Source organism: Ramlibacter sp. AN1133, from assembly GCF_037890035.1.
GTDB lineage: Bacteria > Pseudomonadota > Gammaproteobacteria > Burkholderiales > Burkholderiaceae_C > Ramlibacter.
Genome location: NZ_JBBKTQ010000031.1, coordinates 14,024 through 29,101, shown reverse-complemented (window position 1 = coordinate 29,101; position 15,078 = coordinate 14,024). Strand labels below are relative to the sequence as shown.

Annotated in this window: 14 protein-coding genes; 4 read left to right on the top strand and 10 right to left on the bottom strand. The window is 70.1% G+C overall.

The window, feature by feature from the left end:
- Positions 1-5 precede the first annotated feature (5 nt).
- Together WG923_RS26950 and WG923_RS26945 are read right to left on the bottom strand one after the other, a co-directional pair.
- On the bottom strand, positions 6-860 hold the full coding sequence (locus WG923_RS26950; RefSeq protein WP_340354115.1) for a branched-chain amino acid ABC transporter permease: 855 nt from the start codon (positions 858-860) through the stop codon (positions 6-8).
- Positions 861-869: 9 nt separating this feature from the next.
- On the bottom strand, positions 870-2,129 hold the full coding sequence (locus WG923_RS26945; RefSeq protein WP_340354114.1) for an ABC transporter substrate-binding protein: 1,260 nt from the start codon (positions 2,127-2,129) through the stop codon (positions 870-872).
- 292 nt (positions 2,130-2,421) lie between these two features.
- On the opposite strand from WG923_RS26945, the gene kaiC reads away from it, so the two are divergent.
- From kaiC to WG923_RS26925, 4 genes are all read left to right on the top strand, one after another.
- On the top strand, positions 2,422-4,188 hold the full coding sequence (kaiC, locus tag WG923_RS26940) for a circadian clock protein KaiC (RefSeq protein ID WP_340354113.1): 1,767 nt from the start codon (positions 2,422-2,424) through the stop codon (positions 4,186-4,188).
- Positions 4,185-4,517, top strand: coding sequence for a circadian clock KaiB family protein (locus WG923_RS26935; RefSeq protein ID WP_340354112.1), 333 nt, complete (start codon positions 4,185-4,187; stop codon positions 4,515-4,517). The genes kaiC and WG923_RS26935 overlap by 4 nt, the downstream gene beginning before the upstream one ends.
- A gap of 68 nt (positions 4,518-4,585) precedes the next feature.
- Positions 4,586-4,831, top strand: coding sequence for a circadian clock KaiB family protein (locus tag WG923_RS26930; protein WP_340354111.1), 246 nt, complete (start codon positions 4,586-4,588; stop codon positions 4,829-4,831).
- 29 nt (positions 4,832-4,860) lie between these two features.
- Positions 4,861-6,567, top strand: a complete 1,707-nt coding sequence (locus WG923_RS26925) for a hybrid sensor histidine kinase/response regulator (RefSeq protein WP_340354110.1) — start codon at positions 4,861-4,863, stop codon at positions 6,565-6,567.
- Between the two features lie 98 nt (positions 6,568-6,665).
- Here the strand turns inward: WG923_RS26925 and WG923_RS26920 are convergent, their stop codons facing one another.
- From WG923_RS26920 to WG923_RS26885, 8 genes are all read right to left on the bottom strand, one after another.
- Positions 6,666-7,361, bottom strand: coding sequence for an RraA family protein (locus tag WG923_RS26920; protein WP_340354109.1), 696 nt, complete (start codon positions 7,359-7,361; stop codon positions 6,666-6,668).
- A gap of 61 nt (positions 7,362-7,422) precedes the next feature.
- The gene (locus tag WG923_RS26915; protein WP_340354108.1) at positions 7,423-8,364 is read right to left on the bottom strand and encodes an acetamidase/formamidase family protein; all 942 of its coding nucleotides are present in this window, start codon (positions 8,362-8,364) and stop codon (positions 7,423-7,425) included.
- 11 nt (positions 8,365-8,375) lie between these two features.
- On the bottom strand, positions 8,376-9,131 hold the full coding sequence (locus WG923_RS26910) for an SDR family NAD(P)-dependent oxidoreductase (RefSeq protein WP_340354107.1): 756 nt from the start codon (positions 9,129-9,131) through the stop codon (positions 8,376-8,378).
- Positions 9,132-9,153: 22 nt separating this feature from the next.
- The gene (locus WG923_RS26905; protein WP_340354106.1) at positions 9,154-11,103 is read right to left on the bottom strand and encodes a sigma-54-dependent Fis family transcriptional regulator; all 1,950 of its coding nucleotides are present in this window, start codon (positions 11,101-11,103) and stop codon (positions 9,154-9,156) included.
- Positions 11,104-11,149: 46 nt separating this feature from the next.
- The gene (locus WG923_RS26900) at positions 11,150-11,851 is read right to left on the bottom strand and encodes a lipoyl protein ligase domain-containing protein (protein ID WP_340354105.1); all 702 of its coding nucleotides are present in this window, start codon (positions 11,849-11,851) and stop codon (positions 11,150-11,152) included.
- Positions 11,852-11,928: 77 nt separating this feature from the next.
- Positions 11,929-13,047 carry an acetoin dehydrogenase dihydrolipoyllysine-residue acetyltransferase subunit gene (locus tag WG923_RS26895; protein WP_340354104.1) on the bottom strand — a complete coding sequence of 373 codons (1,119 nt, stop codon included), beginning with the start codon at positions 13,045-13,047 and terminating at the stop codon, positions 11,929-11,931.
- Positions 13,044-14,060 carry an alpha-ketoacid dehydrogenase subunit beta gene (locus WG923_RS26890; protein ID WP_340354103.1) on the bottom strand — a complete coding sequence of 339 codons (1,017 nt, stop codon included), beginning with the start codon at positions 14,058-14,060 and terminating at the stop codon, positions 13,044-13,046. Before WG923_RS26890 ends, WG923_RS26895 begins: the two co-directional genes overlap by 4 nt.
- Positions 14,061-14,077: 17 nt before the next feature.
- Positions 14,078-15,061, bottom strand: coding sequence for a thiamine pyrophosphate-dependent dehydrogenase E1 component subunit alpha (locus WG923_RS26885; RefSeq protein WP_340354102.1), 984 nt, complete (start codon positions 15,059-15,061; stop codon positions 14,078-14,080).
- Positions 15,062-15,078 lie beyond the last annotated feature (17 nt).

Below are 15,078 nucleotides of genomic sequence, written 5' to 3'. Positions count from 1 at the left end.
TGCGCTCAGAACGCCGCGCGGCGGCCGAAGATGCCCGCCGGCCGCACCACCAGCATCAGCAGCGTGGCCAGCACCGACACGATCTCGGTCCACGAGGTGGAGGCCGCGTACGCCACGATCGTCTCCGCATACCCGAGCATCAGCGCCGCGATGATGCTGCCCGGGATCGAGCCCAGGCCGCCCACCACCACGATGGCGAAGGCCTTGACGATCGGCAGCAGCCACATCGTGGGCTGCACGCTCAGGAAGGGCCCGGCGAGGATGCCGGCCGCCGCCGCCAGCGCCGCCGAGATCCCCATCACCACCGAGAAGATGCGGTCGCTCGGGATGCCCACGTACTGCGCGGCCTGCGCATCCTGCGAGATGGCGAGGATCGCGGAGCCCAGCCGGGTGTGCTGGATGAACAGCCACAGCGACCCGATCAGCACCACGCTCACGCCCAGCGCCAGCAGCCGCGCGCCGCCGACATCCACGCCGCCGATCGTGAACTTGGCGTCGACGAAGGCCGGCACGTTGCGGTACTCGGAGCCGAAGGTGAGGAACAGGCCCTGCTCCACCACCAGCGCCACGGCCAGCGTGATCATCAGCACCGCGAGCTGCGAGCTGCGCATGGGGCGCACGAACACGCGCTCCACCGCCACGCCGAACAGCGCCACCAGGGCGATCGAGGCCAGCGCCGCGGGCAGCAGCGGCCACTTGAGCGACGAGGTGAGGAAGTAGGCGCCGTAGGCACCGAGCGCATAGAACGAACCGTGCGCGAGATTGAGCACCCGCGCCACGCCGAAGATCAGCGTGAAGCCGACGGCGAGCATCGCGTAGATCGCGCTGCTCACCGCCCCGACGATGAGGATCTCGAGCACCGGGCGCTGCTACTTCTGGATCCAGCTCGGGTACTTGAAGTCCGCGGTGCGCTGCGTCTTCGGGTACACCACCTCGCGCTTGCAGCCGTCGCGCCACTGCGCCAGCAGGAAGGACGGGCCCTTGTACGTGGGCGTGCCGGGCTTGACGTCGTGCATCTCGTCGAACTGGATCACGCCCGGGATGCCGATGTGGTTCGTCTTCTCCAGTTCCTTGATCACCTTGTCGGCATCGGTCGAGCCGGCGCGCTTGACGGCGTCGGCGTAGATGTAGACCGCGTCGTTGGCGCCGAAGGCGGTGTAGACCGGCGAGCGGTTGGTCACCTTGCGGAACTCGTCGAAGAAGGGGATGGTGCGCGGCGTGAGCGGGGCGCGCACGGCGAAGTTGGCGGCCATCTGGCCGACCGACTTGGCGCCGATGCGGTCGCAGAAGTCGCCGTCCATGCTCTTGACGTCGATGCCGCCGTAGGGCATGGGGAAGCGCGAGTCGTACCACTGCTTGGCGAAGGTGTCGCTGGAGGCGTGCGACAGGATCACCACCAGATACTGGGCGCCGGATTCCTTCACCTTCGAGAACAGCGGCGAGAAATCGGCTGTCTGGGTGTCGAAGAACTCGGTGGCGCGGATGTCGGCTCCGGCCTCGACGGCGCCCTTCTTGAGCACCGGCACCAGGTCCTGCACCCACTTGGCGTTCTCGCCCACGATGGCGATCTTGCTGATGCCCAGCTCGCCCTTGACGAAGTTCGAGATGAAGCCGGTGAGCTCGCGCGCCTGGTTGGCCGCGTTGATCGGCCCGACGCGGAAGATGTACTTGTAGTTGTCGTAGTCGGCCTTGACCTTCTGCGTGATCGAGGGCGAGGCCGCGCCCACGCCGAGGTAGATGGTCTTGGCCGCGGAAATGTGCGGCAGCTGCGCGAGCGTCACGCCGCTGGTGTAGCCGCCGACCAGCACGTCGACCTTCTCGTCGGCGGTGAGCTTCTTGATCGCGCTGATGCCCGTCTCGGGGTTCTCCGTCTCGTCGGCGACCACCATCTCCAGCTTGCGCCCGAGCACCCCGCCCTTGCCGTTGATGTCGTCGATCGCCATCTTCACCGCGTCCTGCGTGTCGCGGCCGACCTGCAGCTGCATGGCCGTCGGCACGCCGATGCGGATCGGCTTGCCCTGCGCCTGGGCCGACGGGGCGGCGAGCAGCAAGGCCAGCGAGGCGGCGCCCAGCGCGAGGCCGGCGCGGCGGCGGACGGGGATGGGGGAAAGGCCGTGGTCTGCAGGCATGGCGGGACTCCTGGACACGATGGAGTCGCCATTCAATCGGTTTTCGAGCAGTCGGGAATACAGGGGTTATCCCGGTGCCGCCGCGGCGCCAGGCCACCCCACCCGGCGCCTGCCGGCGCCTCAGCCGGGAAATCGTCCGGGCCAACGATGAGGCGTTGTCCGGCGCGCTGCCCCGGATGAACCGGCAATCCTTGCGGGCAAGCATTCGGCGCCGGACCCGTCGGCACGGCTCCCGCCGTCCTCATCCATGCCCGGCACGTTAGAGTAATCGGAGCCTCCGCCCAGTCACAAGATGGCCCAGACACGCGCAAAGAAAGACCCTCCTGCCGCCCCGCAACTGAAGAAGACGCCCACCGGCATCAACGGGCTCGACGAGATCACGGAAGGGGGCCTGCCCCAGGGCCGGCCGACCCTCGTCTGCGGCGCAGCCGGCTGCGGCAAGACGATGCTGGCGGCCGAGTTCATCGTGCGCGGTGCCGTGGAGTTCGGCGAGCCGGGGGTCATCATGACGTTCGAGGAGAGCTCGCAGGAGCTCGCGGACAACATGCGCTCGCTGGGCTTCGACCTGGAAAAGCTGCAACGCCAGCGCAAGGTCGTGCTCGACTACGTGCGGGTCGAGCGCAGCGAGATCCAGGAGACGGGCGAGTACGACCTCGAGGGGCTCTTCATCCGGCTGGCCTACGCCATCGATTCCGTGGGCGCCAAGCGCGTGGTGCTCGACACCGTCGAGGCCCTCTTTGCCGGACTGCCCAACCAGGCGATCCTGCGCGCCGAACTGCGCCGGCTGTTCCAGTGGCTCAAGGACAAGGGCGTGACCGCCGTGATCACCGGCGAGCGCGGGGAAGGCAGCCTGACGCGCTACGGACTCGAGGAGTACGTGGCCGACTGCGTCATCCTGCTGGACCACCGCATCGTCGACCAGGTGTCCACCCGGCGCCTGCGCATCGTGAAGTACCGCGGGTCCTCCCACGGCACGAACGAATATCCGTTCCTGATCGGCTCGAACGGCGTGTCGGTGCTCCCCATCACCTCGCTGCGGCTGGACCACAAGGTGACGGACAAGCGCCTGGCGACCGGCATTCCCGGGCTGGACGAGATGTTCGGCGGCAAGGGCCTGTTCAAGGGGAGCAGCGTCCTGGTGTCCGGCGCGCCGGGCACCGGCAAGAGCAGCGTGGCCGCCAGCTTCGTCGACGCGGCATGCGCGCGCGGCGAGCGCGCCCTGCTCTTCGCGTACGAGGAATCCGAGAGCCAGTTGCTGCGCAACATGCGCTCCATCGGCCTCGACCTCGCGCCGTGGGTGAGGAAGGGGCTGCTGCAGATCCACGCCTCGCGGCCCACGCTGCACGGGCTGGAACAGCACCTGGTGCTGATGTACGAGCTGGTGCGCCAGTTCAAGCCTTCGGTGGTGGTCGTCGATCCGATCAGCAACCTGAGCAACCAGCACGACGACGTGGGGCTCAAGCTCACGCTGATGCGCCTGATCGACTTCCTCAAGCAGCAGGGCGTCACGGCGATGTTCACCAGCCTGACGGCCGATACGGCGACCACGGTCGCCGCTTCCGAAGTCGGCGTCTCCTCGCTCATGGACACCTGGCTGCTGCTCACCAACCTGGCCTACAACGGCGAACGCACGCGCACGCTGCAGGTGCTCAAGTCGAGGGGCATGTACCACTCCAACCAGGTGCGCGAGTTCATCTTCAGCGACCACGGCGTGGACCTCATCGACGTGTACCTCTCGGGCGACCGCGTGCTGACGGGCACGGCACGCATCGCGCAGGAGGCCCAGGAACTCGCGGCGAGCCAGCTGCGCGGCAGCGACCACGAGCGGCGCCTGCGCGACCTGGCGAACCGGCGCCGGGCGCTCGACGCGCAGATCGCGGCCTTGAACGCCGAGGCGGAGGAACGGGCCGGCGAGGTGCAGTTCGCGATCGAGCGCGAGAAGTTCGAGGCGGAGGGGCTCGCAACGCGCTCGCGCGAGATCGCCGCGGCCAGCGGCAGGGAAAGGTCGGCGCGCGCCGCGGCCGGCAACGGCCGCAAGGCCTCGAGGGTCGAGCGATGAGCACGGCCGCCGCGCCCCGCAAGAAGCCCACGCCCGCCGTGGCCGAATGGCAGCTGCGCCTGTACGTCGCCGGCAGGACGGCCAAGTCCGAAGCCGCCCTGGCCAACCTCAAGCTGATCTGCGAGCACCACCTGGCCGGCCGCTACAGCATCGAAGTCATCGACCTGCTGGTCAACCCGAAGCTGGCGGCCGGCGACCAGATCCTGGCGGTGCCGACGCTGGTGCGCAAGTTCCCGACGCCGATCCGCAAGATCATCGGCGACCTGTCGAACAAGGAACGCGTGCTGGTCGGACTGAACCTGCTGCCGCTGGCGGCCGCCAAGGCATGACCGCGCGCAAGACCCCCGAACCCGCCCGGCCCAGGGAACCGGACTGCGCCTGCAGGTTGCGGCTGTGGGTGAGTTCGGCAGCCCCGTTGTCCGCGCGCGCCGTCGTCAACACGCGCGCCTTCTGCGAAGCGCACCTGCCGGGCCGCTACGAGCTCGAAATCCTGAGCATCGCCGACAACGTGGAGCGCGCGGCCAACGACGAGATCATCGCGGCGCCGACGCTGCTGCGCGTGTGGCCCCTGCCCGTGCGCCGCTTCATCGGCGACATGTCCAATCCCGACCGCCTGCTCGACGGCCTGGACCTGAGGTCCTGACCGCGCGGCGTTTCCAGCCCGAGGAACCCATGTCGACCGGCCACGACGACCCGGACACCCTGCGCCGGGAACTGGAAGAACTGCGCATCCGCCTCGCCGAAGCGGAAGAGACCCTGTCGGCCATCCGGCAGGGCGACGTCGATGCACTCGTCGTCGGCAGCGACATCTACACGCTGGACTCGTCGAACGCGGCGGCCAACCGGCTGCGCCAGGACGTGCTCACGCAAATGAAGGACTCGGTGCTGGCCTTCGACGCCGGCGACCACCTGGTCTTCATGAACGCCGCTGCGGAGAAGCAGTACGGCAAGGACGCATCGGCGACCCTGGGGCGCGCGAAGGGCGACGTGTTCACGGAAGTGTGGCCCGAGGGCGAGCGCGCGCGCGAGGCCGCCGCCCAATCGCTGCGCGTGCACGGCGTCTTCCGGGGCAACCTCGTGCACCGGAATGCCGACGGCGCCCAGACCCATGTCGAGACGACGATTTCGGCCCTGCGCGATGGCGACGGGCAGACGACGGGCTACCTGTACGTCATCCGCGACATCACCGAACGGGTGATCGCCGACCGCGCGCTGGCGCAGACGGCGGCGGCGCTGAAGGACGCGGACCGCAGGAAGGACGAATTCCTGGCCACGCTGGCGCACGAGCTGCGCAATCCGCTGGCCCCGATCCGCAATGCGCTGCGCATCATGGAGCTGTCGCCCGATGCGCAGGTCAAGGAGTCGGCCCGCAGCATCATCGAACGCCAGCTCGGGCAGCTGGTCCACCTGGTGGACGACCTGCTGGACGTGAGCCGCATCAGCCAGGGCAAGGTGGAACTGCGCATCGGGCTGACCGACGTGGTGGCCGCCGTGCAGGATGCGCTGGAAACGAGCCAGCCCATGATCCAGGCGGGCCGGCACGAACTGGCGCTCGACGTGCCGCCGCGGCGCACCCTGTTCGTGGACGCGGACGCGACGCGCCTGTGCCAGATCATCGCGAACCTCCTGAACAACGCGGCGAAGTACACGCCCGACGGCGGCCGCATCACGGTGAGGGCGGCGCGGCAGGACGGCTTCGCGGTGATCACGGTGGAGGATTCGGGCGTGGGCATCCCGGTCTCGCTGCTGCCGCGCGTGTTCGACCTGTTCGCGCAGGGGGACGGGTCGATGGAACGCTCGCAGGGCGGCCTGGGGATCGGCCTGGCGCTGGTGCGGCAGCTGGTCGAGATGCATGGCGGCCAGGTCGAGGCCGACAGCAAGGGGCCGGGCTCCGGCTCGAAGTTCACCGTGCGCCTGCCGGTGTCGAGCGCGATGCCGCCGGCCGAACCCGGCGCCGACGCGCACAAGCTGCATGCCTCGCGTGACAAGGGCGTCCGCGTCCTGGTGGTGGACGACAACGTGGACGGCGCGGAGACGATGGCGCAGTTCCTGCGCATCCTCGGCTACGAGACCCTGACGGAGCACGACGGGCTGGCAGCCGTCAGCGCCGCGGCGACGTTCCGGCCGGACGTGGTCGTCCTGGACATCGGCCTGCCGCGCCTGAACGGTCATGAAGCGGCGCGGCGCATCCGCCAGACGCCGGGTGGCAGCGAGATCCTGCTCATCGCGGTGAGCGGCTGGGGGCAGGCCGAAGACCGCCGCAAGTCGAAGGAGGCGGGATTCGACCGCCATTTCGTCAAGCCCGTGGAACTGGAAACGCTGATGGAGGTGATGGCGCTGGCGCACGACGCGAGGCGCGAAGCGGTCGACGACCAGTGAGCGCGCGCTGCACGCGTTCCGGCGTCAAGGGACCACGAGCGACTTCATGCGGCAGGCGACCAAAGGCGTGGCCCGCGCCGCAGCCTCGCTCGCCTCGCTCATGACTTGTTCCCCGCTGCGGGTGGCCGCAGCATCTGTTCGTAATGGAAGCGGCGGTCGACCTCCTGCATCGACTCGCCGGCACGCAGCGCGTCGAGCATGGCGTTCTCCTTGGCCAGGATCTCCTCGGCGGCCTGCACCACCTCGCCCAGCCGCTCGATCGGAACGACCACCACGCCGTTGACGTCGGCGACGATCACGTCGCCCGGCCGCACCGGCGCGTCGCCCAGGCGCACCGGCACGTTCCAGGCCTCCTGCACGATGCGGCCACGCGCCGTGCTGGGGACGGTGCCCCGCGCATGGACCGGAAATCCGAAGCTCTCGCAGGCGTCGACGTCGCGCACGGCGCCATCCACCACCACCCCCGCCACGCCCTTGAGCTTGGCACCCAGGGCGAGGATCTCGCCCCAGCAGTTGTGGTGCAGGTCGCCGCGGTTGTCGACCACGATGACATCGCCGGCCTCGCTGTGGGCAATGGCATCCACCCCCAGGTGGGCCACGGCCGGCACCGCGCCGGCGGCCGTCATGCGGATGGTGACGGCGCGGCCGACCACCCTGGTGCGCCCCCAGCGGGGCACGATCCCCTGCACGGCGCAGCGGGCAATGCCGACGCGGTCGCACGCGTCGCTCAAGTTGGAGGTGGCCAGCGCCTCCAGGCGGGCGCGGAAGTCGCTGTCGAATTCCCTGGCGTTCATTGCCTGCATTCGTGGTTGCCGAAGTCGTACCCGTCCAGGGTCCGGGCGCCCCGGCGATGCCCTATTCGATCACCACCCGCGGAAAGTAGTACGAGACCACCCAGTTGGGGACATCGACGATGGAGCTGATGCGCAGGTCGGCGCAGACGCTGCACAGCATGTACGCGTCGACGGGCTCGTAGCCGTAGCGCTTGCTGAGCAGCTCCACCATCTCGGACACGGCCATCCGGGCGCCCTGCATCAGGTCCGGGCCGATGCCGGTCGTCACCTCGTAGCCCTTGCGGTCGAAGTGGTTCGTCACCGGGCCGGGCACCACGTAGCGCGGCATGCGCAGCCGCGCGCCCTTGACCAGCTCGAACTTCAGCACGACGTCGATCGGGCTTTCGATCGCGGTGCCGCAGACCTCGCCGTCGCCCTGCGCCGCATGCGTGTCGCCCACCGAGAAGAGCGCGCCCGGCACCTCGATCGGCAGGTACAGCTCGGCGCCCTCGGCGATGTCGCGGGCATCCATGTTGCCGCCCACGTTGCGCGGCGGAATGATGCTGTGCAGCCCCTGCGCCGCGGGCGCGACGCCGATCGTCCCGGTGAACGGCCGCAACGGCACCCGGCCGCCCGGCCCGTACATCGCCGGGGCGAGGCCGGGGTCGTAGTTCCAGTGATGCAGGCGGGCCTTGGGGAACTGGTCGGTCAGCAGCCCGAAGCCCGGGATGTTGCCGGTCCAGCCCCAGCCCGAGGGCCGCAGCGACAACACTGTGACCTTCAGCGCATCGCCGGGCTCCGCGCCGTCGATGTAGACCGGGCCGGTGACCGGGTTGACGCGCGCGAGGTCGAGCCGCTCGAGATCGGCCGCCGTCGATTCGCGCGTCAGCTGCCCGGAGGACGCATCGACGGTCTGGAACTCGATGGTCTCGCCCGGCGCGATGCGCAGGCAGGGCGGGAACGCGTTGTTCCAGCCGTGATGGATATGGTTCCTGTGGATGGTGTGACCGGCCGCTGCGCCCATGGCTGGCTCCTTCACACGGCGACGGTGAGCGCGCCATCGATCACCAGGTTGGCGCCCGAGATGCGGCTGGCGGCGGGGCTGGCGAGGAACACCACGCCGTTGGCGACCTCCTGCGCGGTGCCGAACCTGTGGGTGGGGTTGACCTTCAGCGTGGAGGCGAACAGGTCGGGCATGTTCTTCTCGATGGTCTGCCAGATCCCGCCTTCGAAGTAGGTGTTGCCCGGCGACACGCAGTTGACGCGGATGCCCTGGTCGACGAGCTTGCGGCTCAGGCCCTTGGCGTAGTGGATCAGCGCCGCCTTGGTGGCGCCATAGGAGCCCGCGGCGAAGTCGACCTCGAAGCCCGAGACGCTGGAGATGAGCACGATCGCACCGCTGCCCGACTTTTCGAGGAAGGGCACCGCGGCGGCCACCGCGTTGACCGTGTGCATCATGTCGGTGGCGAACGACTTCTCCCATGTGTCGGGCGTGTCGCCGACGGCCAGGGCGCTGACGTTGCACACCAGCACGTCGATGCCGCCCAGGGCCTCGGCGCTGGCCTTGATCCAGCCTTTCAGGGCGTCGGCGTCGGTGACGTCGACCGCGCGACCGAAGGCCGGCACGCCCTTCTTCTTCAGCGCTGCCACCGCGACCTCGACGTCGCCGTGGTTGCGCGCGCAGATCGAGACGCCGGCGCCCTCGTCGGCGAAGGTATCGGCGATGGCCCGACCGATCCCCTTGGTGCCGCCCGTGACGAGTACCCGCTTGCCTTTGAGTCCGAGGTCCATCGCATGTCTCCTTGCTGGTTGCTCAGTTCCCTGGGTTTCCCCGATCCGGCTGCCGGATGCCCCAGCGCTGCATGCGCCGGTACACCGTCATGCGCGCCACGCCGAGCTGGTGCGCCACCGCGCTCACGCTCCAGCCTGCCGCGCGCAGGTACTGCAGCAGCAGTTGCGCCTCCGGCGGCAGCGACGACGCGCCCGCGGCCGGCGCGGCCGCAGCCGCGTCGCAGCCGACCAGCGCATCGGGCAGTTCCGCCAGGCCGATCACGCCATCCTTGCCGGCCATCGCGCAGGCGTAGGCAATCACGTTCTTCATCTCCCGCAGGTTGCCCGGCCAGGGATAGGCCCGCAGCCACGCCTCCACCTCGGGGGCGAGCCTGGCCGGCGACGGATGCTCGCTGACCATCCTGTGCGCCAGCCACGGCAGGTCGCGGCGCTGGCGCAGCGGCGGCAGGGCGAGATGCGCCCCGGCCAGGCGGTAGTACAGGTCGTCGCGGAAGCGTCCCTCGCGCACGAGGGCGACCAGGTCGGCATGGGTGGCCGCGATCACCCGCACGTCCACCTTCCGCGCGCGCGTGCCGCCGATGGGCATGACCTCGCGCTCGGCCAGCACGCGCAGCAGGCGCGGCTGCAGCGCGAGCGGCATGTCGCCGATTTCGTCGAGGAACAGCGTGCCGCCATCGGCCTCCTGGATCAGCCCGCTCTTGCCTTTCGGCGCGGCGCCGCTGAAGCTGCCGGCCAGGTGGCCGAACAGCTCGCTCTCGATCAGCGTCTCGGGGATGGCCGCGCAGTTCACCGCCACGAAAGGCTTGCCGCGACGCTGGCTGGCCTGGTGCATGGCCTTGGCGAAGTATTCCTTGCCGCTGCCCGTTTCGCCGGTGATCAGCACGCTCATCGTCGTGTCGACCAGGCGTGCCGCACGCTGGATCTGCCGGTCGAGCGCGGGGTCGCCGCCGGAGAGCTGCGCCAGCGGGGCGGGCACGCAAGCGTCCGGCAGCGAGGTCGCCGTCGCGGCTGGCGGCGTGCTCCAGCGCGCGGGCGGCGGCACCGCATGCAGGAACACCACGCGGCCGCTGCGCGCCAGCGTCACCGCACGCTGGTCGCCCGAGAGCATGGCGCGCAGGTAGCGCCCCAGGTCCTCGAAGCGCGCATTGAACAACTGGTCGAACGGCAGGCCGAGCACCGCGCTGCCAAGCTCGGCTTCGAGCAGCAGCTGCGCGGCGCGGTTGTGGCCCACGATGCGGCCGCCGGCGTCCAGCGCCACCAGGTGGTCCGGGCTGATCTCCACGAACTCCGGCGAGGGATGGAGCTTCAGCACCCAGTGGTTGCGGAACCAGCGCAGGAAGTTGGCGTCCTCCACGCGGTGCGCGTACACCTTCACCAGCTGCAGCGCGAGCTGCTGGCTGCTCTTGGCCTGCGGCGACGTGAGCGCCGAGATGTCGAGCACCGCCTTCAGCCGGCCGAGGGGGTCGTACACCGGTGCGGCGGTGCAGGTGAGCGGGATGTGGGTCGCGTCGAAGTGGTCGCCCTGGTGCACCGTGACGGCCTGGCCGGTCGCGATGGCGGTGCCGACGCCGCAGGTGCCGGCATGCTGTTCGTTCCAGTCGCTGCCGAGGTACAGGCCCGCATGGCGCAGCGTCGCATCCAGCTGCAGGTCGCCGAGGAAGTCCACCGTCACGCCGCCGGCATCGGTGAGCAGCACGCAATAGCCCAGGCCGGCCACCTGCTGGTACAGCGCTTCGAGGCCGTGGCGGGCGATGTGCAGCAGTTCCTCGAGGCGTTCCTGGTGCTCGCGCAGCACCTGCGACGGCAGGATGATGGCCTCCTGCATGCGCGTCGGGTCGAGGTGGTGCTCGTGCACGCAGCGCGTCCAGCTCGCGCGGATGACGGGATCCGGCGCGCGCGCGTCCGCCAGGGGCATGCCCTCTCCGGCCAGCCGCATGACGGCGTGGATGTGTTCGCGCTGCAGCGTTTCCATCCCGGACCCTCCGACGCGCTCGGGGAGACAGGAATGTACATCTGGCTCAGCCGGAGCGCGTAAGAACATGTGCGAACCGGGCCGCGATGGCGTCGAGCGCGCGCTGTGCCACCTGCGGGTCGGCCGCCTCGATGGCCAGGCTGGTGAGCGCCTCCGCGCGGTAGCGAGTGTCGCTGCCGAGCGCGGCCTCGAAGGCATTGGCCTGCGCCGTCAGCAGCCCGGGCTCGGCCTCGACCAGGATCACCGCGTGCGCCAGCACCACCTGCCGCCCCGCCATCCGGCGCCAGGCCTGGGCGGTGCCCACCAGCTTGCGGCCGTTCACCGCGAGGTTGAAGCGGCCGTCGCAGAACGAGCCGGTCACCGGCTGCGGCGTGGCGACTACGCCCAGTTGCGCGAACGCCGCGGCCAGCTCCGCGCACAGCGCGCGGTACACGGCGGAGGGATCGACCGGCGCCGAACCCGGGGCGGGCCACACGAGGCTCAGGTTCCACACCCCGGGCCCTTGCGGCACCAGGCCGCCGCCGGAGGAGCGCACCTGGAGTCCGCCGGCGGCCGCCTCGCGCGCCGCGGGCCAGCCGGGCAGCAGCGCATAGCGACGGGGTACGACGAGCCCGACCGGTGCCTGCCACAGGTGAGCCGCAGGATGGCCGGTGGCGGCACAGCGCTCCATCCAGTCGGATTCGCACGCCACGCCGCCGGCCAGCGGCTGGTCGTGGACGGTCACGGACCCGAAGGCCGGAAGGCTCACGCTGGTGTCGTCCCCGCAGAGGCGGGGACCCGGGGCGTCCTGGATTCCCGCCTGCGCGGGAAATGGCGGCGCGGCCCTCATGCCGCGATGTGCCGCTTCAGCAACCCGTTCACCTCGCTCGCCTTCTCCATCATCGCCATGTGCCCTGCCCCTTCCAGTACCTGCACCGTCGCCCGCGGCGGCGCATTGCGGGCATGCGCCGCCGGGATCACGTGGTCCTGCGCGCCCCACACCACCAGCAGCGGCACGTCACGATCGGCCAGCCGCAGGCCCGGGGTGTCGGCCTGGCGCCCGTTCGCGAACAGCGTGCCCTGCAACTTGTCGAGCACCTCGCCGACGCCGTCCAGGCGCTTGTACTTCAGCAGGTCGTCGACCATCTGGCGGCTGGCCAGCGTCGGATCGGCGAACAGCTGCTCGACCACCGGCTTCAGCTCGCGGCGCGAGGCCGCGCTGGCGAAGCCGCGGGTGTAGCCGGCGTTGATCTCGGTGCCCAGGCCGGCCGGGTTGATCAGGGCAAGCGAGGCGACCCGCGCCGGATGATCGAGCGCCAGCTGCGCGCCGATCGCGCCCCCCATCGAGTGGCCGACCAGGTGCACGCGATCGACCCCGATCTTCGCCAGGAACGCGGCGACGAAGGCGGACAGGTCCGCCAGCGATGCGCCCGGCAACCGGGCATCCGACTGCCCGTGCCCCGGCAGGTCGAGCGCGATCACCGGTGCCACCGCCGCCAGCGCATCGAGGTTGAACAGCCAGTTGCCCAGGTCGCCGCCGTAGCCATGAAGGAACAGCACCGGCACGCCGGTGTCCGGGCCGCGCCGCGCATAGCGCACCCGGATGCCGTTCACCTCGACCCAGTCGTAGGCCGGGCCCGCCTCTTCGCCTTCGTCGTCGACCGCGGGGACCTCGTAGGCCGCGACGTAGGCGTCGATGTCGGCATCGGGCACGTCGGCCTCGGCCAGCACGCCCAGCAGCGCCTTGACGGGCAGCTTTTCGCCCTCCCTGGCGACCTTGCGCCGCAGCAGGCCCGGGTCGGGCGCCTCGACCACGTTCGAGATCTTGTCGGTTTCCACGTCGATCACCGGCGTGCCGACCTCGATGCGCGCGCCCTCCTCGACCAGCCAGCCCGTGATCGTGCCCTCGCGCATCTCGAGGCCCCACTTGGGCATCACGAGCGGCGTGATCTGCGCAGCCGTCACTGCCTTGCTCCTGCGATCGTGCGGTTCACCGCCGCGGCGATCTGCGCCGCGCTCGGCAGGTACAGGTCTTCCAGCGCCGGCGAGAACGGCACCGGTGCATGCGGCGGCGTCACCATCTCGATCGGGCCCCGGAGCGCCGCGAACGCCTGCTGCGCCACCTGCGCCGAGACGTCGGCGGCGATGCTGCAGCGCGGGTTGGCTTCGTCGACGCAGACCAGGCGGCCGGTCTTGCGGACGCTCTCGAGCACGGTTTCGAGGTCGAGCGGGCTCAGGGTGCGCAGGTCGATCACCTCCGCCTCGACGCCGTCCCTGGCCAGGGTGGCGGCAGCGTCGAGCGAACGGTGCACCATCAGGCCATAGCTCACGATGGTGACGTCCCCGCCCTCGCGCACGACGTTGGCCTCGCCGAACGGGATCGTGTAGCTGGCTTCGGGCACCTCGCCCTCGAAGCCGTAGAGGTTCTTGTGCTCGCAGAAGATCACCGGGTCGTTGTCGCGGATGGACTGGATGAGGAGGCCCTTGGTGTCGTACGGCGTGCTCGGGCACACCACCTTCAGCCCCGGGATGTGGGTGAACAGCGGCGTGAGCATCTGCGAGTGCTGCGCGGCGGCGCGGAAACCCGCGCCGACCATGGTGCGGATCACCACCGGCGTCTGCGCCTTGCCGCCGAACATGTACTTGAACTTCGCGGCCTGGTTGTAGATCTGGTCGAAGCACACCCCCATGAAGTCGATGAACATCAGTTCGGCCACCGGGCGCATGCCGCAGGCGGCGGCGCCGATCGCCGCGCCCACATAGGCCGACTCCGACAGCGGCGTGTCGAGCAACCGGTCGCCATGCTTGGCATAGAGCCCCTTGGTGACGCCGAGCACCCCGCCCCAGGCGTCGCGCTCGCCGTTGCCGCCGGCGCCGCCGACGATGTCCTCGCCCATCAGGATGACGGTCGGGTCGCGCGTCATCTCCTGGTCCAGCGCCTCGTTGATCGCCTGCTTCATGCTGATCTTGCGTGCCATGTCGTGCTCCTCGAAGGTCAATAGGCGACGTAGACGTCGGTGGTGAGGTCGGCCGCGGTGGGCAGCGGTGCCGCCTTCGCTTCCACGACGGCGTTTTCGACCAGGTCCAGCACCGCGTGGTCGATCGCCTGCAGCTCGCCGGCGGTGATGACGCCGGCGCCCGTGACGGCGGCGGCGAATTTCTTCAGGCAGTCGCTGTCGGCGCGGATCTGCTCCAGCTCGCCGGGGGCGCGATAGGTCTGCGCGTCGCCCTCGAAGTGGCCGTAGAAGCGGACCATCTTGCATTCCAGCAGGGCGGGGCCGGCGCCCTTGCGGGCGCGCGCGATGATCTCGCCGGCCGCTTCGTGCACCGCGAAGAAGTCGGTGCCATCCACGGTGACGCCGGGCAGGCCGAAGCCGGCGGCGCGATCGACATAGCTGTCCACCGCCACGCCGTAATCGCGCGAGGTGCTCTCGGCATAGCCGTTGTTCTCGACGACGAAGATGGCCGGCAGGTTCCACACCGCCGCCAGGTTCAGGCTTTCGAGGAAGGTGCCCTGGTTGCTGGCCCCGTCGCCCACGAAGCTGATCGCCACCTCGCCCTTGCCGCGGTACCTGGCGGCGAGGGCCGCGCCGCACACCAGCGGCGCGCCGGCACCGAGGATGCCGTTGGCGCCCATCATGCCCTTGTCGAGGTCGGCGATGTGCATCGAGCCGCCCTTGCCCTCGCAGGCGCCGCCCTTGCGGCCGTAGATCTCCTTCATCATCGAGCGCACGTCCACGCCCTTGGCGATGCAGTGGCCGTGGCCGCGGTGGGTGCTGGCGATGCGGTCGCCGTCGCCCAGGTGGATCATGATCCCGGCGGCGGCCGCCTCCTCGCCGGCATACAGGTGCACGAAGCCGGGGATGTCGCCGCGGCCGAAGTCCACGTGCAGCCGCTCCTCGAACTCCCGGATGGTGCGCATGGTTCGATAGGCCTGGAGCAGCTGCTCCTTCGACAGGGGGAACGGATTGACGGCCATGGCGTGTCTCCTCGTGG

Coding starts and splice junctions, on each gene's coding strand:
- WG923_RS26945 (WP_340354114.1), bottom strand. CDS start 2,129: ATGCCTGCAGACCACGGCCTTTCCCCCATCCCCGTCCGCCGCCGCGCC.
- kaiC (WP_340354113.1), top strand. CDS start 2,422: ATGGCCCAGACACGCGCAAAGAAAGACCCTCCTGCCGCCCCGCAACTG.
- WG923_RS26935 (WP_340354112.1), top strand. CDS start 4,185: ATGAGCACGGCCGCCGCGCCCCGCAAGAAGCCCACGCCCGCCGTGGCC.
- WG923_RS26925 (WP_340354110.1), top strand. CDS start 4,861: ATGTCGACCGGCCACGACGACCCGGACACCCTGCGCCGGGAACTGGAA.
- WG923_RS26920 (WP_340354109.1), bottom strand. CDS start 7,361: ATGAACGCCAGGGAATTCGACAGCGACTTCCGCGCCCGCCTGGAGGCG.
- WG923_RS26915 (WP_340354108.1), bottom strand. CDS start 8,364: ATGGGCGCAGCGGCCGGTCACACCATCCACAGGAACCATATCCATCAC.
- WG923_RS26910 (WP_340354107.1), bottom strand. CDS start 9,131: ATGGACCTCGGACTCAAAGGCAAGCGGGTACTCGTCACGGGCGGCACC.
- WG923_RS26905 (WP_340354106.1), bottom strand. CDS start 11,103: ATGGAAACGCTGCAGCGCGAACACATCCACGCCGTCATGCGGCTGGCC.
- WG923_RS26890 (WP_340354103.1), bottom strand. CDS start 14,060: ATGGCACGCAAGATCAGCATGAAGCAGGCGATCAACGAGGCGCTGGAC.
- WG923_RS26885 (WP_340354102.1), bottom strand. CDS start 15,061: ATGGCCGTCAATCCGTTCCCCCTGTCGAAGGAGCAGCTGCTCCAGGCC.